Annotated in this window: 15 protein-coding genes; 7 read left to right on the forward strand and 8 right to left on the reverse strand. The window is 72.8% G+C overall.

Annotated elements, in window-relative coordinates; genetic code table 11:
• Nucleotides 1–167: 167 nt before the first annotated feature.
• Entirely contained in the window at nucleotides 168–2,108 is a 1,941-nt protein-coding gene (locus ABZX40_RS17660; RefSeq protein ID WP_355731632.1) for a glycogen debranching N-terminal domain-containing protein, read from the reverse strand.
• Nucleotides 2,105–3,553, reverse strand: coding sequence for a hypothetical protein (locus ABZX40_RS17665; protein WP_355731634.1), 1,449 nt, complete (start codon nucleotides 3,551–3,553; stop codon nucleotides 2,105–2,107). Before ABZX40_RS17665 ends, ABZX40_RS17660 begins: the two co-directional genes overlap by 4 nt.
• Nucleotides 3,554–3,674: 121 nt before the next feature.
• Here ABZX40_RS17665 and ABZX40_RS17670 point away from each other — a divergent pair, with 121 nt between their 5' ends.
• Together ABZX40_RS17670 and ppdK are read left to right on the forward strand one after the other, a co-directional pair.
• On the forward strand, nucleotides 3,675–4,898 hold the full coding sequence (locus ABZX40_RS17670) for an ROK family protein (protein ID WP_355731635.1): 1,224 nt from the start codon (nucleotides 3,675–3,677) through the stop codon (nucleotides 4,896–4,898).
• 1,791 nt (nucleotides 4,899–6,689) lie between these two features.
• The gene (gene ppdK, locus ABZX40_RS17675) at nucleotides 6,690–9,488 is read left to right on the forward strand and encodes a pyruvate, phosphate dikinase (protein WP_355731637.1); all 2,799 of its coding nucleotides are present in this window, start codon (nucleotides 6,690–6,692) and stop codon (nucleotides 9,486–9,488) included.
• Nucleotides 9,489–9,701: 213 nt separating this feature from the next.
• Here ppdK and ABZX40_RS17680 read toward each other — a convergent pair whose 3' ends face one another.
• Entirely contained in the window at nucleotides 9,702–9,905 is a 204-nt protein-coding gene (locus ABZX40_RS17680) for a ferredoxin (protein WP_355731639.1), read from the reverse strand.
• Between the two features lie 259 nt (nucleotides 9,906–10,164).
• Here ABZX40_RS17680 and ABZX40_RS17685 point away from each other — a divergent pair, with 259 nt between their 5' ends.
• Nucleotides 10,165–11,325, forward strand: coding sequence for an alkaline phosphatase PhoX (locus ABZX40_RS17685; RefSeq protein WP_355731641.1), 1,161 nt, complete (start codon nucleotides 10,165–10,167; stop codon nucleotides 11,323–11,325).
• A gap of 166 nt (nucleotides 11,326–11,491) precedes the next feature.
• Nucleotides 11,492–12,469 carry a superoxide dismutase gene (locus tag ABZX40_RS17690; RefSeq protein WP_355731643.1) on the forward strand — a complete coding sequence of 326 codons (978 nt, stop codon included), beginning with the start codon at nucleotides 11,492–11,494 and terminating at the stop codon, nucleotides 12,467–12,469.
• 12 nt (nucleotides 12,470–12,481) lie between these two features.
• Here ABZX40_RS17690 and nirD read toward each other — a convergent pair whose 3' ends face one another.
• Nucleotides 12,482–12,835: a nitrite reductase small subunit NirD gene (gene nirD / locus ABZX40_RS17695; protein ID WP_355732123.1), complete on the reverse strand. Its 354-nt coding sequence runs from the start codon at nucleotides 12,833–12,835 to the stop codon at nucleotides 12,482–12,484.
• Nucleotides 12,836–12,837: 2 nt separating this feature from the next.
• Nucleotides 12,838–15,453, reverse strand: coding sequence for a nitrite reductase large subunit NirB (nirB, locus tag ABZX40_RS17700; protein WP_355731645.1), 2,616 nt, complete (start codon nucleotides 15,451–15,453; stop codon nucleotides 12,838–12,840).
• Between the two features lie 402 nt (nucleotides 15,454–15,855).
• On the opposite strand from nirB, the gene ABZX40_RS17705 reads away from it, so the two are divergent.
• Nucleotides 15,856–16,638, forward strand: a complete 783-nt coding sequence (locus ABZX40_RS17705) for a TSUP family transporter (protein ID WP_355731647.1) — start codon at nucleotides 15,856–15,858, stop codon at nucleotides 16,636–16,638.
• Nucleotides 16,639–16,712: 74 nt separating this feature from the next.
• Here the strand turns inward: ABZX40_RS17705 and ABZX40_RS17710 are convergent, their stop codons facing one another.
• Complete coding sequence (locus ABZX40_RS17710) at nucleotides 16,713–17,621, reverse strand: NAD(P)-binding domain-containing protein (protein ID WP_355731649.1); 909 nt, start codon at nucleotides 17,619–17,621, stop codon at nucleotides 16,713–16,715.
• Nucleotides 17,622–17,745: 124 nt separating this feature from the next.
• Between ABZX40_RS17710 and ABZX40_RS17715 the strand changes: the two genes are divergently transcribed.
• A complete protein-coding gene (locus ABZX40_RS17715) occupies nucleotides 17,746–18,096 on the forward strand; it encodes a helix-turn-helix domain-containing protein (RefSeq protein WP_355731651.1) in 351 nt (116 codons plus the stop codon).
• Between the two features lie 156 nt (nucleotides 18,097–18,252).
• Nucleotides 18,253–18,780, forward strand: coding sequence for a DapH/DapD/GlmU-related protein (locus ABZX40_RS17720; RefSeq protein ID WP_355731653.1), 528 nt, complete (start codon nucleotides 18,253–18,255; stop codon nucleotides 18,778–18,780).
• Between the two features lie 51 nt (nucleotides 18,781–18,831).
• Here ABZX40_RS17720 and ABZX40_RS17725 read toward each other — a convergent pair whose 3' ends face one another.
• Nucleotides 18,832–19,452, reverse strand: coding sequence for a class F sortase (locus ABZX40_RS17725; RefSeq protein ID WP_355732125.1), 621 nt, complete (start codon nucleotides 19,450–19,452; stop codon nucleotides 18,832–18,834).
• Nucleotides 19,453–19,590: 138 nt separating this feature from the next.
• A complete protein-coding gene (locus ABZX40_RS17730; protein WP_355731655.1) occupies nucleotides 19,591–20,175 on the reverse strand; it encodes a hypothetical protein in 585 nt (194 codons plus the stop codon).
• Between the last annotated feature and the right edge of the window lie 112 nt (nucleotides 20,176–20,287).

Consider the following 20,287-nt stretch of genomic DNA (forward strand, 5'->3'; position numbering starts at 1 on the left):
GGGGCCGCGACAGCCGGGGGAGCAGGTGAGCGAGTACGGCCACCAGAGGGGTCCTTCCGCACGGTCACGGTCACGGTCACGTCATGGCTCGACACCGTTCCGTACGGACCACCCCTGAGGCTCGTTCACCGCGTCGCCGTTCTTTTGGGAAGGCTCCCGGCGTACCCCTAGACGCCGCCCCCCACCGCGGTCAGCAGCCCCAGCGGTGTCGCCGCCGCCCGGGACTCCCTGACGCACGCGTGTGCGTACGGGACCGGGCCCTCGCCCTCGCCCCGGTCGTACCCGGCGTACACCTCGGGGAGCCGGCCGCCCATCGCGACCGCCGCCGCGACCACGCCCTGGGCCACCGTCCGCGCCTCGTCGTGCAGCCCGTAGCGGGCCAGGCCCAGGGTGATCAGCGCGTTGTCGTGCGGCCACACCGAACCGCGGTGGTAGGAGAGCGGGTGGTACGCCGGCTGCCCGGCCGCCAGGGTCCGGACGCCCCAGCCGGAGAAGAAGTCGGGCTCCAGCAGCCGCCGGCCGACCGCCTCCCCGTACTCCTTGTCGAGGAGCCCGGACCAGAGCAGATGCCCGGCGTCGGAGGCCAGCGCGTTCAGGGCCCGGCCCTCGCCGTCCAGCGCCAGCGCCGGGAACGCCCGGTCCTCCATCCAGAAGTCCCGCTGGAAACGGTCCCGCAGATCCGCCGCCGCCTGTTCGAGGAGCGCCGCGTACACCTCGTCGCCCCACACCGTGCGCGACAGCCACGCCGTGCGGCGCAGGGCGTCGTACGCGTAGCCCTGGGCGCCCGCCGCCATCACCGGGCCGGTCGGCCGGGTGCCGTCGGCGGCACAGATCGCGCCGGGGGAGTCCTTCCAGTTCTGGTTGGCGAGGCCGCCGCGGTCGGCGCGGTAGACGAGATAGCCGCGCGAGGTCAGCCCGCCGTGGTCCAGCATCCAGCCGACGGCGGCCCGCGCGTGCGGTTCCAGCCGGCGGGCCAGCACCCCGTTGCCGGTCTGCTCCACATACGCGCCGAGCAGCACCAGGAAGAGGGGCGTGGCGTCGACCGAGCCGTAGTAGCGGCCGTAGGGCACCTGGCCGAAGTGGGCCAGCTCGCCGTGGCGCACCTCGTGCACGATCTTGCCGGGCTGGGCGACCGACTCGGTGACGGTGTCCTTCGCCTGGGTCGCGGCGAGCGCGGGGAGCGTGGCGGCGGCGAGCTGGGGGCGGTAGGGGAGGGCGAAGAGGGAGGTGAGGAGGGCGTCCCGGCCCAGCAGGCTCAGGAACCAGGGGGCTCCGGCGGCCGGGACCTGGAGTTCCTCGCCGTCCGGACCGGTCGCGGGGACATGCAGTATGGCCAGGTCCGCCAGGCCCCGGGTACAGGCCGCGGCCAGTTCCGGCCAGTCGGTCGGGAAGGCCACGCCCTCCATGAACGCGGCTTCCCGCGCGCGGACCCGCTCGGTCACCGCGCGCGGGGAGCGGGGCACCCGCAGCGCCCGCTTCTCGCCGTGCGGCCGGGCCATCACCCGCAGCAGCAGTTCGGCGGTGCCGTGGGCGGGCAGTTCCAGGGTCCAGACCAGGCGCCGGGCGCCGGTGCCGGTCTCCTCCACCGCGTCCGGGGCGGGCTCGGCGGTGACCGTCGTACTGGAGCGCCATTCGCCGCGCCGGTAGCCGAACTCCACCCCGTCGTCGAGGATCTCGCGGCGCCGCACCGCGCCCGTCTTGGCGTAGGTGCGGTGGTCGGAGCGGAGTTCGAACTGGTCGGTGAAGTCGGCGTCGACGGTCAGCGCCAGCCGTACGGTGACCGGCACCGGGCGGTTGCTGGTGACCCGCAGCGACTCCACGAAGGCGCTCTCCGCGACCGCCTGTTCCCGGAACAGGGTGCAGGCGGGCGGCTCGGTGCGGCCCCCGCGCGGGACGAGGACACAGCGCGCGGTGTCGCCGCCGCCGACCGGCGCGAGCGCCTCCGGCACCGCCCCGTCGACGGTGAGCTGCCAGCGGCTCAGATGCCGGGCGTCCCGGACGAACAGCCCCTCGGGGGAGCCGCCGTGCCGTACCCCGCTGATGTCCCCGCTGTCGTCGACGGCGGCGAACGTACCCCCGTACACGAGCAGATGATGCCGGTCCGTCATCGCCGGTCCCCTCCCTCGGCTCCCTCGGCCGTCGGGTTCTCCGCGGCCGGTTCCATGGCGTGCAGCAGGTCGAGCGTGAGCGCGGCGGTCCAGCCGAAGCCGGCCGCGCCGCAGGCCGCGCCGGTGTACGGGTCGACGTACTCGGCGAAGCCGGATGTCAGCGCGCTGTCCACGAGGGCGGCGCGCAGGGCGTCCGCCCGCCGGGACTCGCCCTGGACGCGCAGTCCGCGCTCCAGGAGCCAGCCGGTGTTGAACCAGGCCGGTCCGCGCCAGTAGCGGTGCGGGTCGAAGGACTCGCCGAGCAGGTCGTAGCTGGGCACCAGCCGGGTGCCGGCGCCGAGCCCGAAGTGCGGTCCGGTCAGGGTGCGCAGCAGGGTCCCGCCGATCTCGCGCGGCAGCTCGGGCAGCAGCAGCGGGATCAGCCCGGAGACCCCGCGCTCGGGGATCAGCGCGGACGGCATCCCCCGCCCGGTGCGGGGCCCGGGTCCGCCGCGCAGGTCGCGGCAGAGGAACATGCCCGCCGCCGGGTCCCAGAGCCGTTCGATCAGGACCGCCGTGAGGCGTTCCGCGCGGGCGTGGCGGGCGGTGCCGCTGGCGCCCAGTTCGCGGGCGATACGGGCGAGGGCGTGCTCGGAGGCGATCAGCAGGGCGTTGAACGCGGGGTCCTCGACCATGAACGAACCCGGGGCGTCCGCGTACCCCCCGTCCCGGTAGTCCGCCGCCAGCCGTACGTACCGGCCGTAGTCCAGATCGGTCGGGCGGTCCTCGGGGGCACCGTGGTCGAGGTCGGCGCGGCGGAAGGAGCGGGCCGGGGCGGGCACCACCCGGGCGAGCGGGGCGTCCCAGGCCGGGCTGTTGTCCATGCCCTGCTCCCAGGGGTGGACCACGGACGCCAGCCCGGCGCCGCCCAGGTCACGGCGGTGCAGCAGATACCGGTGCCAGGCGGCGAGCTTGGGGTACATGCCGGTGAGAAAGCCGCGGGCGCGGGAGAGGCCGGGGTCGGCCAGGTGCGTCAACCAGACAGCCAGCGCATGCACCGGTGGCTGCACGATGCCGGACGTTTGTACGGTTCCCGGAGCGCCCGCCGCGCGGCCCGCGGTCGAGGAGCGCCAGAAGTCGGGGCTCGGGAAGTAGGCGTCGAGCGGTACGGAGGGGTTGAAGACGATGTGCGGGACACGGCCGTCGCCCCACTGGGCGCGGAACAGGGTCTCCAGCTCGGTCTGGGCCCGTAACGGCGACAGATGCCGCAGTCCGATCGCGATGAACGCGGAGTCCCAGGACCACTGGTGCGGGTACAGCGAGCGGGAGGGCACCGTCGAGGTCCCGGTCCAGTTCCGCTCCAGGACACGGGCCGCCGCGAGCCGGGGCGAACCGGGCGGCGGCGGAGGATCGTATGCGATCTCTCGATGCGCAGGTCGGGCGGTGAGTTGGGCGGTGCGATCCACTCGGGGCTCCCCGAAAGACATCCGGTCGGGTCGGTTCGGTCTTGGCCATCGTAGAGTTACGTCTATTTAACACGCAAAACCTAGGATGTAATGCAGACTTGGGAAACACAAGGGGGTGCGCATGAACGGTCGGAACGGGACTCGGAACGGGACTCAGACCAGCGCCGGTGACCTGCTGGAACTCGTCCGCAGCGGCCGTGCCGTCACCCGAGGTGCCCTCCAGCAGGCCACCGGACTCTCCCGGGCCACGGTCGGTCAGCGCCTCGACCGCCTCTTCCGCGCGGGTTGGCTGCGCGAGGGCGCGGGCGGCCCGGTCGGCTCCCCGCTCGGCGGGCGCCCCTCCATCACCCTGGAGTTCGACGCCGAGCACGCGATCGTCCTCGCCGCCGACCTCGACACCCGGCACGCGCGTACCGCCCTGCTCACGCTGACCGGCGAGATCCTCGCGGAGAGCGGGGGCACGCTGGTGGTGGAGGACGGCCCGGAGCCGGTGCTCGGTGAACTCGGCGGCTGGCTGGCCGAGTTGCTGCGCAAGGCCGGGCGGCGGCCCGAGGAGGTCTGCGGCATCGGCCTCGCGGTGCCCGGCCCGGTCGAGTCCGGCACCGGCCGCGTGGTGCAGCCCCCGATGATGCCGGGCTGGGACGGCTACGACATAAGGGGCCGCCTGGCCCGCTCCTTCGCCGACCACACCGGTTCCACCGCCCCGGTCCCGGTCCTGGTCGACAACGACGCCAACCTCATGGCGTACGGCGAGCAGCGCGCCGGGCACCCGGACTGCGCGGCGTTCGTACTGGTCAAGGTCTCCACCGGCATAGGCGCGGGCGTCGTGGTCGACGGCGCCCTGTTCCGGGGGATAGACGGCGGCGCCGGGGACATCGGCCACATCCGCGTCCCGCAGGGCGCGAGGGCACTGTGCCGGTGCGGTTCGTACGGCTGTCTGGCGGCGGTCGCCAGCGGGGGCGCGGTGGCCCGGCGGCTGGCCGAGGCGGGGGTGCCGGCGGCATCCGGCTCGGATGTGCGCGAACTGCTGGCCGCGGGGCATCCGGAGGCGGCGGCGCTGGCCCGCGAGGCCGGGCGCGGTGTGGGGGAGGTCCTGGCGACGGTGGTGACCCTCCTCAACCCCGGGGTCCTGATGATCGCCGGGGACCTGGCCGGGATCCCCTTCCTGACCGGGGTGCGGGAGCTGCTGTACCAGCGGGCGCTGCCCCGCTCCACCGCCCACCTGGAGGTCCTGACCTCCCGCCTGGGCGACCGGGCGGCCCTGGTCGGGGCGGGCGCGCTGGTGGTGGAACACCTGTACGCCCCGGACCGCGCGGAGGAGCGGCTGCGGGCGTTGGGGGTTTGAGGACGGGGCCGCGTCCGCGGGGGTGGGGGGACTGGACCTGGGGTGCGATTGCGGGGGTGGGCGGGCAGGGGGAGTGGTGTGGTTGCGGGGGGTGGGCGGGGGGAGTGGTGGAGGTGTGGTTGCGGGGGTGGGCGGGGCTGGAGCTGGGGTGCGATTGTGGGGGTGGGCGGGGTGTGGGGCAGGGGTTCGATTGGGGGGCTTGGGCTTGGGGCGTGGTGTTGGGGTGCGATTGAGGGGGCGGGGCTCGGGGCGTGGTGTTGGGGTACCTGGAGGTGCGGTCATGGGGTTGGGGTGCTGCCGAGTGGGGTTGGGGTGTTGGGGAGGGGGGTTGGGGTTTTGGCGGCGAGGTGTCTGGGGGTGCGGTCGCGGGGCTACCGGTCTGCGCCCGGTGTCGGGGTGCTGCGGAGTGGGTTCGCGGGGTCGGGGGTCCTGGTGGTGGGGTGCCCGCGCACGCGGTCGCGGGACTGTCGGCCGCAGGGCGTGCCCGGCGCGGGGGATGCGGCGGAGTGGGTTCGCCGGGCCGGGATCTTGCCATCGGCGTTCAGATGCGTGGCCGCCGCGGGCGGCGAGGCCGGGGGTCCGGCGAGGGCGGCCCGCGCGGGCCCTCGTGCCGGGCCAGCCCCCCGGGGCCCCGTGCCGGGCCAGCCCTCGGACCCTCCGCGCCGGACCCGTGCCGGGTCAGCCGCTGGAGCCTCACGCCGACCAGCCTCCAGAGCCCCGTGCCGGGCCAGCGTCCGGGCCCCCGGTGCCGGGCCGGGATCTTCCTATCCGCATCCAGATGCGTGACCGCCGCGGGCGGCGAGGCCAGGGGTCCGGCGTGGGCGGCCCGCGCCGGAGCCTCGTGCCCGGCCAGTCCTTGGACCTCCCGCGCTGGGCCAGCACCCGGAGCCCAGTGCCGGGCCGGGATCTTCCCCTCCGCATCCAGATGCGTGACCGCCGCGGGCGGCGAGGCCAGGGGTCCGGCATGGGCGGCCCGCGCCGGACCCCGTGCCGGGCCAGCCCCCCGACCCCCCGCGCCGGACCAGCCGCCGGAGCCGCGCGCCGACCAGCCTTCGGCCCCCCCGCGCCGGACCCCCGCGCGCTGGACCCGTGCCGGGCAAGCCCCCGGAGCCCCCCCGCCGACCAGCCCCCGGACCCCCCGCCGGGCCACCCCCGGACCCCGCGCGTCGGACCCCCGCGCGTCGGCCCCCGCGCCAGCCCAACCGCCGCAGCCCCATGCCGACCAGCCCCCGGCTCCCCGCCCGGCCCGCGCAGGGCCAACCCCCGCCCCGGCCGGAGGCCGTCATCGCCCCCCGGCCGGAGGCCCGTCGCGGTTGCGGTGCCCGGAGGGCAAGCGCACGCTCGGTGCATGAGAGGCAGCAGGTTTCCGCCCGGAGAGGCAACGGGTTCCGCCTGGAGGGGCAACCGGATTCCCCCCCCGGAGAGGCAACCCGTTTCCCCTTGGTTGCCGTTGGTTGCCGTTGGTTGCCGTTGGTTGCCGTTGGTCGCCGGGCGTCCGCATGGTGATACCCGGTCGCCCATAGGGGCGCTCCCGCGGCGTGATTCTCGCCACCCTTGATAAGGCTTGCGCTCAGATGAGCGGATCATGGGCGACTGCACTTCTCAAAGAGTGGCACTGAGTGCCAATCGATGATCGTTCATCGGGCGAACTCAGGCGTGCTGGAGGGCGCTCATGTGAGCGCAATAGAAGGCCGTGGACGCGATCCGGCTTCAAGAAGTGAACACATCATCGCCCGATTTCTTGCCAAGCCTTGACTTTCGATCCTGTGGCGGATGCCTGGTTACAGGCACATGACGCGCAAGTGGACCTCCCCAGACGCCTTGGATCTGGGTATGTTCCTCGCCGTCAGGGCAGCCACCGCGTCCTCCGAGGAGTTGGGACCCGTGTCGGAAAACCACAAGTTCGTTTACGACTTCACCGAGGGCAACAAGGATCTCAAGGATCTTCTCGGTGGTAAGGGCGCGAATCTCGCGGAGATGACCAACCTGGGCCTTCCGGTGCCGCCCGGGTTCACCATCACCACCGAGGCATGCAAGGTCTACCTCGACAGCGGCGAGGAGCCCGCGGCACTGCGTGACGAGGTGAGTGCGCACCTCGACGCGCTGGAGCAGCGGATGGGCAAGAAGCTCGGCCAGGCCGACGACCCGCTGCTGGTCTCCGTACGCTCCGGCGCGAAGTTCTCCATGCCCGGGATGATGGACACCGTCCTCAACATCGGACTCTCCGACACCTCCGTACAGGGGCTCGCCCAGCAGGCCGGTGACGAGCGGTTCGCCTGGGACTCCTACCGGCGCCTCATCCAGATGTTCGGCAAGACCGTCCTCGGCGTCGACGGCGACCTCTTCGAGGAGGCGCTGGAGAAGGCCAAGGCCACCAAGAAGGTCGCGGTCGACACCGAGCTGGAGGCCGCCGACCTCAAGAAGCTGGTCACCGCCTTCAAGAAGATCGTCAAGAAGGAGGCCGGGCGGGACTTCCCGCAGGAGCCGCGCGAGCAGATGGACCTCGCCATCAAGGCCGTCTTCGACTCCTGGAACGGCGACCGGGCCAAGCTCTACCGCCGCCAGGAGCGCATCCCGCACGACCTCGGCACCGCCGTCAACGTCTGTTCCATGGTCTTCGGCAACCTCGGCCCCGACTCCGGCACCGGCGTTGCCTTCACCCGCGACCCCGCCTCCGGCTACCAGGGCGTCTACGGCGACTACCTCCAGAACGCCCAGGGCGAGGATGTCGTCGCCGGGATCCGCAACACCGTGCCGCTCGCGGAGCTGGAGTCCATCGACAAGAAGTCGTACGACCAGCTGATGCAGATCATGGAGACGCTGGAGAACCACTACAAGGACCTCTGCGACATCGAGTTCACCATCGAGCGCGGCCAGCTGTGGATGCTCCAGACCCGGGTCGGCAAGCGCACCGCGGGCGCCGCCTTCCGGATCGCCACCCAGCTTGTGGACCAGGGCCTGATCGACGAGGCCGAGGCCCTCCAGCGGGTCACCGGCGCCCAGCTCGCCCAGCTGATGTTCCCCCGCTTCGACGACGAGGCCAAGGTCCAGCGGGTCGGCCGGGGCATCGCCGCCTCGCCGGGCGCGGCCGTCGGCAAGGCCGTCTTCGACTCGTACACCGCCGTCAAGTGGTCCCGCTCCGGCGAGAAGGTCATCCTGATCCGCCGCGAGACCAACCCCGACGACCTGGACGGCATGATCGCCTCCGAGGGCATCCTCACCTCGCGCGGCGGCAAGACCTCCCACGCGGCCGTCGTCGCCCGCGGCATGGGCAAGACCTGTGTCTGCGGCGCGGAGGAGCTGGAGGTCGACACCAAGCGCCGCCGGATGACCGTCCCCGGCGGGCATGTGGTGGAGGAGGGCGACCTCATCTCCATCGACGGCTCCTCCGGCAAGGTGTACCTGGGCGAGGTCCCGGTCGTCCCGTCCCCGGTCGTCGAGTACTTCGAGGGCCGGATGCACGCGGGCGCCGACGACGCCGACGAACTCGTCGAGGCCGTCCACCGGATCATGGCCTTCGCCGACCGCAAGCGCCGGCTGCGAGTACGGGCGAACGCCGACAACGCCGAGGACGCGCTGCGCGCCCGCCGCTTCGGGGCCCAGGGCATCGGCCTGTGCCGCACCGAGCACATGTTCCTGGGCGACCGCCGCGAACTGGTCGAGCGTCTGATCCTCGCCGACCACGACGAGGAGCGCGAGGAGTCCCTCAAGGCCCTGCTGCCCCTCCAGAAGCGTGACTTCGTGGAACTCTTCGAGGCCATGGACGGCCTCCCGGTCACGGTCCGCCTCCTGGACCCGCCGCTGCACGAGTTCCTCCCCGACATCACCGAACTCTCCGTCCGGGTCGCGCTCGCCGAGTCCCGCCAGGAGCCGCACGAGAACGAGCTGCGCCTCCTCCAGGCCGTCCACCGCCTCCATGAGCAGAACCCGATGCTGGGCCTGCGCGGGGTCCGTCTCGGCCTGGTCATCCCCGGTCTGTTCACCATGCAGGTCCGCGCCATCGCCGAGGCGGCGGCGGCCCGCAAGGCGGCCAAGGGCGACCCGCGCGCGGAGATCATGATCCCGCTGGTCGGCACGGTCCAGGAACTGGAGATCGTCAAGGACGAGGCGGACCGGGTGATCGCCGAGGTGGAGGCCGCCACCGGCACCTCCCTGAAGCTCTCCATCGGCACGATGATCGAACTCCCGCGCGCCGCGCTGACCGCCGCTCAGATCGCCGAGGCGGCCCAGTTCTTCTCGTTCGGCACCAATGACCTCACCCAGACGGTGTGGGGCTTCAGCCGCGACGATGTCGAGGCGTCCTTCTTCACCGCGTACCTGGAGAAGGGCATCTTCGGGGTCTCCCCCTTCGAGACCATCGACCGGGACGGCGTCGGCTCCCTGGTCGAACTCGCCGTGAAGGCGGGCCGCGCCACCCGCCCCGACCTCAAACTCGGCGTCTGCGGCGAGCACGGCGGCGACCCGGAGTCCGTCCACTTCTTCCACGAGGTGGGCCTCGACTACGTCTCCTGCTCCCCGTTCCGTATCCCGGTGGCCCGGCTGGAGGCGGGCCGGGCGGCGTCCCAGTCCAAGGGCAGCGACCACCGCTGACCCCTGCCGGGGGCCCACAGGACACCGGAACCGTCACTGCTGACCCCCGCCGGGGGCCCACAAGACACCGGAACCGTCACTGCTGACCCTGACCCTCGCCGATGCGGGGCGGTTCCGGGGCACGAAAGGAAGAGGGGGCGGCACCCTTGTGCGGGGGTGCCGCCCCTTCCCTCACATTTCAGTGCCCGCCTACTCCTCTGCTCCTCTACTCCGCTACTCCTCGCGGACGCTGATCGCCTGTGCCGGGCAGCCCCGGGCGGCCTCCCTGAGCAGCGGGTCGCCGCCGCCGTCCGCCGCCTCGGGGCGGACCGTCCCGAAGCCGTCGTCGTCCTGGTCGAACACACCGGGCGCGGTCAGATAGCAGTTGCCCGCACCGATGCAGTGATCCGGGTCGATCGACACCGTGGTCGTCGTCATCGCAGCTCCTAGCCGTGGGGGAGGGAGGGCGGAGCGAGTCGCCGCCCTGGCCGTCAGAGTGCCCGGCGCGGTCGCGGACCCAGCCCTTCCGGGCGCCCGCTTCGCCCCTTCGGGTGAGGGACAGGGCCCGCCCGCCGACCGCCCCGCTTCCGTCACGGCATGTCCATGACTTGTCCATCCCGCTCGCCTAACGTCCCGGACCGCACCACCCCGCCGCCGACCGGTGGCGGGGCCGGTCACGGCACCTCTTGGAGTGAGAGTGGAACGTCGTCACCTTCTGCGTGCGGCCGTCCTCGGCGGCTCCGCCGCCGCCTTCGGCGGCAGCCTCTGGCGCGGCGCCGCCTACGCGGCCCCGGCCCAGCCCGGCACCGGCCCCTACGGGGCCCTCGGCGCACCGGACGCCAACGGCATCAGACTGCCCAGCGGATTCACCGGCAGAGTGATCGCCCGCTCGGGCCAGGCCGTCCCCGGCACCTCGTACACCTGGCACAACGCCCCCGACGGCGGTGCCTGTTACGTGGACGGCAGTGGCTGGATCTATGTGTCCAACTCGGAGATCAATCCCTCGGGCGGCGCGAGCGCGGTGAAGTTCTCGGCCACCGGCACGGTGACCGCCGCGTACCGGATCCTGTCCGGCACCCGCACCAACTGCGCGGGCGGCAAGACCCCCTGGAACACCTGGCTGTCCTGCGAGGAGGTGTCCCTGGGCTATGTCTACGAGACCGACCCCTGGGGCGTCGGCGCCGCGGTCCGCCGGGACGCCATGGGCCGCTTCAAGCACGAGGCCGCCGCCGCCGACCCGGTCCGCCGGGTCGTCTACCTCACCGAGGACGAGACCAACGGCCGCTTCTACCGCTTCGTCCCGACGACCTGGGGCAACCTCTCCACCGGCACCCTCCAGGTGATGGTGGCCGGAACCGCCACCTCCGGCTCCTTCACCTGGGCCAATGTCCCCGACCCGGACGGCTCCCCGACCACCACCCGCACCCAGGTCTCCGGCTCCAAGTCCTTCAACGGCGGCGAGGGCTGCCACTACGCCGACGACACCGTCTGGTTCACCACCAAGGGCGACAACCGCGTCTGGCAGCTCAATCTGACGAACAACACCTATGAGCTGGCCTACGACGACTCCCTCGTCACCTCCGGCACCGCTCCCCTGACCGGCGTCGACAACATCACCGGCTCGGCCTCCGGCGATCTCTACGTCGCCGAGGACGGCGGCAATATGGAGATCTGTGTGATCACCCCGGCCGATGTGATCGCGCCCTTCCTGCGCATCGACGGCCAGTCCGCCTCCGAGATCACCGGCCCCGCGTTCTCCCCCGACGGCCGCCGCCTCTACTTCTCCAGCCAGCGCGGCACGAGCGGCAGTTCCTCCGGCGGCATCACCTACGAGGTCACCGGCCCGTTCCGCGCCTAGCCCGGCGGACCGGTGAGTGGCGGGTGGGACGCGGGGGAACTCCCGCTGGCCGTACGGGCGTTGACCCCTCGCAGGGAGCACGCACCCGAGCCCGAGTTCCTAGAGTTCCCCGAGTTGCCAGAGTCCCCCGCGTCCCACCCGCTCACCGCCCCCGGAGGCATGACCCATGACCACCCGGACCACACCCCCCGCCCGCACCACCCGCCGCGCCTTACTGACCGGACTGGCCGGACTGACCGGCGCGGCCCTGACCGCCGCGACCACCGGCACCGCCACCGCCGCCCCTGCCCCCACTCCCCCCCCCGCCTCCTGGCCCACGGAGTTCCCCCTCCCCGACGGCTTCCTCCCCGAGGGCATCACCATCGGCAGCCGCCCCTACGCCTATATGGGCTCCCGTGCCAACGGTGCCGTCCTGCGCACCGATCTGCGCACCGGCCAGGGCGAGATCCTCCACCCGGGCACCCCGGGCACGGCCACCATCGGCCTGAAACTCGACGGCGACGGCACGCTCTACCTCGCCGGCGGCGCCGGCGGCACCGCCCGCCTCGTCGACGCCCGCACCGGCGCCCTGCGCACCACCCACACCCTCACCACCGCCACCCCCGCCTTCATCAACGACGTCGTCCTCACCGGCGACCGCGCCTGGTTCACGGACTCCCGCAACCCCGTCCTGTACGGCGTCCCGCGCGGCCGGAGCACCGCGGGCGTCCGCGCCCTCCCGCTGACCGGCGACTGGGTCCAGATCCCCGACATCAACAACGCCAACGGCATCGTCGCCACCCCGGACGGCAAGGACCTGATCGTCGTCCAGAGCAACCCGGGCGCGCTGTACCGGATCTCCCTGCGCACCGGCGCCGCCCGCCGCTTCACCCTCACCGGCGCCGAGTCGGTCCTCTACGGCGACGGCCTGGTCCGGGTCGGCTCGACGCTCTACGTCGTCCAGAACCGGCACAACCTGGTCTCCGTCTGGGACCTGGACCTCACCCGGACCCGCGCCACCCTCCGCCGTACGATCACCGACCCCCGCTTCGACGTCCCCGCCACGGCCGCCCGCTTCGGCAACCGCCTCTACCTGGTCAACGCCCGCTTCACCAGCCCGCAGCTGCCGAGCACCACGTTCACGGGGGTCGGCGTCCCGCTCTGACGCCCCCAGGGCTCAGGCCGCCCGCACCTCGTACACCCGCACCCCCACCCCCTCCTCGTCCAGGCACCGCCCCGACTCCAGGTCGAAGCGCTGCTTGAGGAGGGGGGAGGCGACGAACGGGCGGCCCGCGTGGGTGCCGGTCAGGCCGCGGGAGAGCACCGCCGCCCCGCCGAACGGATCACGGTTGTCGATGGCGTACAGCCGTCCCGCGCGGTCGCGGAACAGGGCCGCCTGGCCGCCGTCCGGCAGCAGCGCGGCGACGCCCCGGCCGGGGAGCAGGGTGTCCAGGTCGCAGACCGTCAGCCAGCTGTCGGCGGAGAGCCGGATCTGCACCTTGACGTCGGTCTTCTCAGGAGCGGGAGCCATGGTCATCGCGGGGCGGTTCCTTCCAGGACGGGACCCGCGCCGGGGCGCAGTCCGATGGCGAGCAGGGGCAGGTCCGGCTTGATCTGATCGCGCTCGGCGACGAAACCGACCACCGGGTCCGGGGTGTCGGGGGCGTTCACGAAGGACACGAAACGGGCCAGCTTCTCGGGGTCGGCGATGGTCGCGGCCCACTCGTCGCGGTAATGCGCCACATGGTCGGCCATCAGCCGCTCCAGCTCCTCGCAGATGCCCAGCGAGTCCGCCACCACCACCTCCCGGACATGGTCCAGGCCGCCCGGCAGCCGCTCCAGCCAGGTCGAGGTGCGCTCCAGGCGTTCGGCGGTGCGGATGTAGAACATCAGGAAGCGGTCGATCAGGCGGATCAGTTCGGTGTCGGTGAGGTCCTGGGCGAGCAGGTCGGCGTGGCGCGGGGTGGCGCCGCCGTTGCCGCCGACGTACAGGTTCCAGCCGTTCGCCGTGGCGATCACGCCGAAGTCCTTCGACTGGGCCTCCGCGCACTCCCGGGCGCAGCCGGAGACCGCCGACTTCAGCTTGTGCGGGGAGCGCAGCCCCCGGTAGCGCAGCTCCAGGTCGATCGCCATCCGCACCGAGTCCTGCACGCCGTAGCGGCACCAGGTCTGCCCGACGCAGGACTTCACCGTGCGCAGCGCCTTGCCGTAGGCGTGGCCCGACTCGAAGCCCGCGTCGACCAGCCGGGTCCAGATCAGCGGGAGCTGCTCCACCCGGGCGCCGAACAGATCGATGCGCTGACCACCCGTGATCTTGGTGTAGAGCCCGAAGTCCCGGGCGATCTCCCCGATCACGATCAGTTTCTCCGGGGTGATCTCACCGCCGGGGATGCGCGGGACGACGGAGTAGGACCCGTTCTTCTGGAGATTGGCGAGGAAATGGTCGTTGCTGTCCTGGAGGGTGGCCTGCTCGCCGTCCAGGACATAGCCGCTCACCCCGATCGTCCCGGCCAGCGAGGCGATGACCGAGCCGACGGCGGGCTTGCAGATCTCGCAGCCGTCGCCGTCCCGGGCGCCCTCGCGGCCGTAGCGGTCGAGCAGTTCGCGGTGGGTGGTGATCCGCAGGGCGAGGACGATCTCGTACAGCTCCTCGCGGGTCTGGCCGAAGCAGCCGCACAGCCCCTTGTCGACCTCGACACCGCTCGCCTCCAGTTCGGCGCTGACGAGCTGGCCCAGCACCTTCACACAGCTGCCGCAGCCGCTGCCCGCCCGGGTGCACTTCTTCACCTCGGGGACGGTGGCGCAGGAGTGGTCGGTGACGGCGGCGCGGACGGTGCCCTTGGTGACGTTGTGGCAGGAGCAGACGACGGCGTCGTCCGGGAGGGCGGAGGGGCCGAGCGAGGCTCCTCCGGAGGAGGCGGGCAGCACCAGCGACTCCGGGGCGACCGGCGGCACGGAGCCGGTCAGCGCGCGCAGGGTGCCGTACGCGTCCGCGTCGCCGACCAGGATGCCGCCCAGCAGGCGGCCGTCCCGGGCGACGACCAGCTTCTTGTAGAGACCGGACCGGGCGTCGGAGTACACCACGTCCAGACAGTCCGCCGCCGTGCCGTGCGCGTCGCCGAAGGACGCCACATCCACGCCGAGCAGCTTCAGTTTGGTGGAGAGGTCGGCGCCGGTGAAGGACGCCTCGTCGGCCGCGAGGGTCGCCGCCGCCGTCTCCGCCTGCTCATAGCCCGGCGCCACCAGCCCGTACACCCGGCCGTCCGCGCTCAGCGCGCACTCCCCGATCGCGAACACCGCGGGATCGGTGACCGTACGGCACTGCTCGTCGACCGCGATGCCGCCGCGCTCGCCGACCGCCAGCCCGCAGTCCCGGGCGAGTTGGTCGCGGGGGCGGACACCGGCGCTGAACACCACCAGATCGACGGCGAGTTCCGACCCGTCGGACAGCCGCATCCCGCTGACCGCGCCCGCCGGGCCCGTGACGATCTCCTGGGTGCCGGTCCCGGTGTGGACGGTCAGCCCCTTCTCCTCGACCGTCCGCAGCAGGGCCGCGCCCCCGCCCTCGTCCACCTGCACCGGCATCAGCCGGGGCGCGAACTCCACGATGTGCGTGGCGAGGCCGAGCCCCTTCAGCGCGCCCGCCGCCTCCAGCCCCAGCAGCCCGCCGCCCACCACGGCGCCCGTCCGGGCCCCGGCCTTCGCGTACGCCTCGATGGCGAGCAGATCATCGATGGTCCGGTACACGAAGCAGCCCTCGGCGTCCCTGTGCGGCACCGGCGGCACGAAGGGGTAGGAGCCGGTGGCCAGGACGAGGGTGTCGTAGCGGACGACCTCGCCCGAGCGGGCCCTCACCGTCCGGGCCGCCCGGTCGATCCGCTCCGCCGGGTCCCCGAGCCGCAGCTCGATCCCGTGCGCCGCGAGGAAATCCGGGTCGGTGAGGGACAGCTCCTCCGGGGTACGCCCCGCGAAGTACGACGTCAGCCCCACCCGGTCGTACGCCGGCCGCGGCTCCTCGCAGAGCACCACCACCCGGTGGGTCGCGGTCAGGCCCCGCTCGGCGAGCGCCTCCAGGAACCGCTGACCGACCATGCCGTGGCCGACGAGCACGATCGTGGGCGTGGGCGGGGTCCCCGGGGTGTCGGTCATACGCGGCAGCCTCCGTCGTCCGTGCCAGCGGGTGGTGGTGCCGGTGTTTGTGGCGGTGGGGTGGTGATGCCGCTGTTCGTACCGGCGGGTGGTGGTGCCGGTGTTCGTGCCAGCGGTGGTGATGCCGCTGGCCGCACCGGCAGGTGGTGATGCTGGCAGCGTGCGCGGTGGGTGTTTCCCGACCGCATCGCACCTGTTTCCCGGGGGGAACGCTGCGCTCAGCGGGGGCGGGGGGTGGGTGTGAGGGCCCTTCGGCCACGAGGGGTGGGGTGCGGTTCTCCCCGGCTGCGGGTGCGGTTCTCCCTGGCTGCGGGTGCGGTTCCCCCCGGCTGCCGGTGCGGTTCTCCCCGGCTGTCGGGGGCGGGTGCGAGGGTTGTTCGGCCAGGTCCTAGGGTCGCGATCATGCCTGACATATCCCTGACCACCCTCGCCGTGCTCTGCCTCGCCGCCCTCGCGGCCGGCTGGATCGACGCGGTGGTCGGCGGGGGCGGGCTCCTGCTGCTGCCCGCGCTGCTGCTGGGCCTGCCCGGCTCCACCCCCGCCGTGTACGCCCTCGGCACCAACAAGGCGGTCGCCATCGTCGGCACCACGGGCGCGGCGATCACCTATGCCCGTAAGGCCCCGGTCGATGTCCGCACCGCCGTCCGGATCGGGCTCGCCGCCCTCGCCGGTTCCTCGGGCGGCGCCTTCTTCGCGGCCGGGATGAGCACCGAGGTGCTCAAGCCGGTCATCATGGTGGTGCTGCTCGGCGTCGCCGCCTTCGTCATCCTCAAGCCCGCCTTCGGCTCCGCACCGGCCCCGGGACCGGTCACCCGCCGCCGCAGGCTCGCCGCGATCGGCCTGGCCGGCCTCGGCATCGGCTTCTACGACGGGCTGATCGGCCCCGGCACCGGCACGTTCCTGGTCCTCGCCCTGACCGCCGTCCTCCACCTCGACCTGGTGACCGCCTCCGCCACCGCGAAGATCGTCAACTGCTGCACCAACGCCGGGGCGCTGGCGATGTTCGCCTGGCAGGGCACGGTGCTGTGGCAGCTCGCGGCGCTGATGGCGGTGTTCAACCTGGCCGGCGGCACCCTCGGCGCGCACACCGCGCTCAAGCGGGGCAGCGGCTTCGTCCGGGTGGTGCTGCTGACGGTGGTGTTCGCGCTGGTGGCGAATCTGGCGTACGAGCAGTGGATCGCGTAGGCGGGAAGGGTCGACTGGTGGATCGTGTGGGTGGGAAGGGTCGACTGGTGGATCGCGTGGGCGGGAAGGGTCGGCTAGGTGAGCAGCAGGTCGACCACCCCGGTGCTGCCCTCGTCCGGGTGGCCCTGGGCCAGACGCAGTTCCATCAGCCGCCAGATGGGGGTGAACAGCTCGGTGGTGACGCCCTGTTCCTCGGCGGCGCGGCGCATGGTCCGGCTGCCGGTGACCATCATGGCGAGGTTGGAGACCACGCCGGTGCGGTAGTCGCCGCTCTCCAGTTGCTGGGCCACCTCGTGCGCGGCCGGAGCCATCGCCACCAGCCAGTCGACCAGCAGCGGGGCGAACGCGCTCGGCGCGATGTCCTCCCGGCGCAGCAGCGCGAAGGCGTGCAGCACCCCGGTGAACACCCCGTCCAGCCCGCTCAGCAGCGCGATGTCGTACAGCGCGGCGAAACCGGGGTCCGCGCCGACGTACGTGGTCCCGGCCGGGCGCGCGAGCGTCTCCCGGTGCTCCTCGAACAGCTCCGCCGACCCGCTGTAGAACACATACCCGCCGGACGAGGCATCCCCGATCATCGGCGGTACGGCCATGATCCCGCCGTCCAGGAAACGCGCCCCGCGCGCCTTTGCCCACGCGGCCCGGGAACGGGCGTCGCCCGGGGTCCCGGTGGTGAGGTCGACCAGATCGCGTCCGGTGAGATCGGCGTCCGCGAGGGCCTCGCCGACGGAGGCGTCGTCCAGCAGACAGACGATGACCAGCCGACCGGCGGCGACCGCCTCGGCCGCGCTCGCGGCGACGGTGGCGCCCTCGGCGGCGAGCGGTTCGGCACGGGCGGCGGTGCGGTTCCAGACAGTGACCGGGTGCCCGGCGGCGAGCCAGGCACGGGCCAGGGCGGTACCCATGGCACCAGTGCCGAGGAGGGTGACGGGGGTGGGGGGCTTCGGGGTCGCGGGGGTGGTCTTCGTGATCGCGGTGTCGGTCATGCGGTTAGCCTCGGGTCGGGGAACATGCCTGCTCAAGTACGTACTTTGGAGTGGGCGGTTACCTCGGGGATAGCGTCCTGCTCAGCGGGGTACCGGACGCCGGTGACGACAGAAGGGGGCCGGGATGTCGAACGGACGACGGCCGGGACGGTATTTCTGCGGGATCGATGCCGCGATGGATGTGATCGGCGGTAAGTGGAAGGTGCTCATCCTGTGGGCGCTGGACGAACGGCCGCACCGCTTCGGCGAGCTGCGCCGGGAACTGCCGGGCGTCACCGAGAAGGTCCTCGCCGCCCAGCTCCGCGAACTGGAGGCGGACGGGATCGTGCACCGGGAGGAGTACGACGAGGTGCCGCCGAGGGTCGAGTACTCGTTGACGGCACGCGGTACGTCCCTCAACGCGGCGCTGGAGCCGCTCGGGGCGTGGGGGAGGGCGAACGTGGAGGGGGTACCACCGGAGCCGGCACTGCCGTAACCCTCGCAGGGCCTCCCCACCCTGGGTCCCCCCACCCTGGATCCCACAACCCCGGATCTCACAACCCTTGGTTGTGTCTGCTGAGGGTGAGGTTGTTTGATCCAGTGGGCCGCGCGGTGATGAGATCGGCGCATGTCTACTCGCACAGAGCAGGTCATGTATGTACGTACACCTGAGTTCGCGCGTCACGCGGAGCGAATCGCGGAGGTGACCGATGCGACCTCTCGGCTGAACGTGCTTCCGTTCAGCGACGAGCAGGGCCGCGCGGAACAACTCTCCGTTGTGTTCGGTGGCCCGCTGCCGGAGTCGGTGGTGATCTACCCGCCGTTCTACACCGAGCACGGGCTGAACACGACGTTCGGGCGTAACGTCTTCGTCAACCAGGGATGCACCTTCATGGACAAGGGCGGCATCCGCATCGGGAACGGCGTCATGATCGCCCCCAGGGTCAGCCTGATTACCGGAGGCCATCCGCTGCCCCTGGCCGAGCGCCGCGAGTACCTCTCCTTCGCCCCGATCGTCATCGGGGACGACGTGTGGATCGGGACGGCTGCCGTGGTCACCCAGGGAGTGACCATAGGTGCCGGTGCGGTGGTCGCGGCCGGTGCGGTGGTCACGCGGGATGTTCCGGCCGGCAGCGTGGTCGCGGGAGTGCCCGCCAGGGTGATCAAGTCGATCGGCTGAGCCCGGCCGCGGCGCTCACCCGGTGTCCGCGGTACAAGGGACGCGCCCTGGCTAGCGACTCCCCGTGAGATGGGCGAACACCACCACATTCCCCTGGTACCCGGTGTCCCGCGAGTACCCCCCGCCGCAGGTGATCACCCGTAGCTCGGGCCGGTCGGCGGCCCCGTACACCTTGTGGTCCGGGAAGGCATCGGCGTCATAGACCTCCACGGCGTCGACGGTGAACTCGGCGACCGAGCCGTCCCGCCGGTCCACCTCGATGCGGCCCCCGCGCTGGAGCGCGCCGAGCCGGTAGAACACGGCGGGTCCCTGCCGGTTGTCGACATGCCCGGCGACGATCGCCGTGCCGGTCTCCCCGGGGGTGGTTCCGGCCTCGTACCACCCGGCCAGGTTCTTGTCGGCGGCGGGCGGGACGTCGAGGCTGCCGCCGGGGGTGAGGCCGAGGCCCATCAGCGGGGCGTCGACGCGGATGCCGGGGACGCGGATACGGTCCGGCGGCGAGGGCGGCAGCGCGGGCGCGGCCCCGCTCCGGGCTCCGGGGCCGGTGCCCGCCTGGGCGGCGGACGGCTGGGGCGGTGTCTCCCGCGCGGCGCCGGGTCCGAGCAGCCACAGGCCGGTGCACAGGGAGACGACGGTCATCCCGGCTATCGCGGCGTTCCCCACAGAGCGCATCACGCCCCCTCTCCTTCTCTTCCCTCTCTTCTTCCCTCTCTCCGTTCTCCCCGTGCCCCCTCCGGGCCGCGAGGGGCGTCGGACCAGGAGGGGGCCGGGGTCGTGCGGTACCGGTGGACGGACAGCGGAGGGTGTCCGTCACATCCCATCGCCTCTCGCCCGGCGATGCAGGAGCCAGGTACCGCCCGCGGCGGCGACGGCCAGTGCCGCCACTCCGGCCGCGGTCTGCACGGGGTCGGGACCGAGTGCGCCGCCGACCCCCGTCTTCACACTGCCGCGCGGATGGACCGCCGCCGCGCCGTGCGCCGGGCCCAGGGCCACCACCAGATCGCCCAGCGCCTGCCGCCCGCTCTTGGCGCACTTCGCGACGATCTCGTACGTCCCCGGCACCGCGCTCTCCGGCACCTTGAACTGGCCGAGCGCCCGGCCCTCGTCCGTCGTCGGCGCCAGTGTGAACCGCCCGGCGCCGACCGCGCTGGCATCCCCGTCGGCCGCCCCGTTGTCGCCGCACACATCGGTGGTCGCGGTGACATGGGTGCCGGGTGCCACCGTGCGCGGCGCCACCTCCAGGGCACCGGAGGGCGGAACCCCGGCGCCCGGCGTGACGCGCGGCGCCCCGTCCGTCGCGGGCGTCCCGCCGCCGTACGCGGGTGCGGCGAGGCCGCCGCCGGCGGCGGTCACGGCTAGCGCGGTGGCGGCCAGCAGCCGGGCGGTACGTCGCATCGGTGCTCCTTCGAGCGGTCGGCTCAGCGGTCGGTTCGGCGGTCGGTTCGGCGGTCGGCCCAGCAGTCGGTTCTGCGCGCCGCGTTCCGTGCGTGCGTCACGGGCGTGTGCC

The organism is Streptomyces sp. NPDC004610 (assembly GCF_040609715.1).
Taxonomy (GTDB): domain Bacteria; phylum Actinomycetota; class Actinomycetes; order Streptomycetales; family Streptomycetaceae; genus Streptomyces.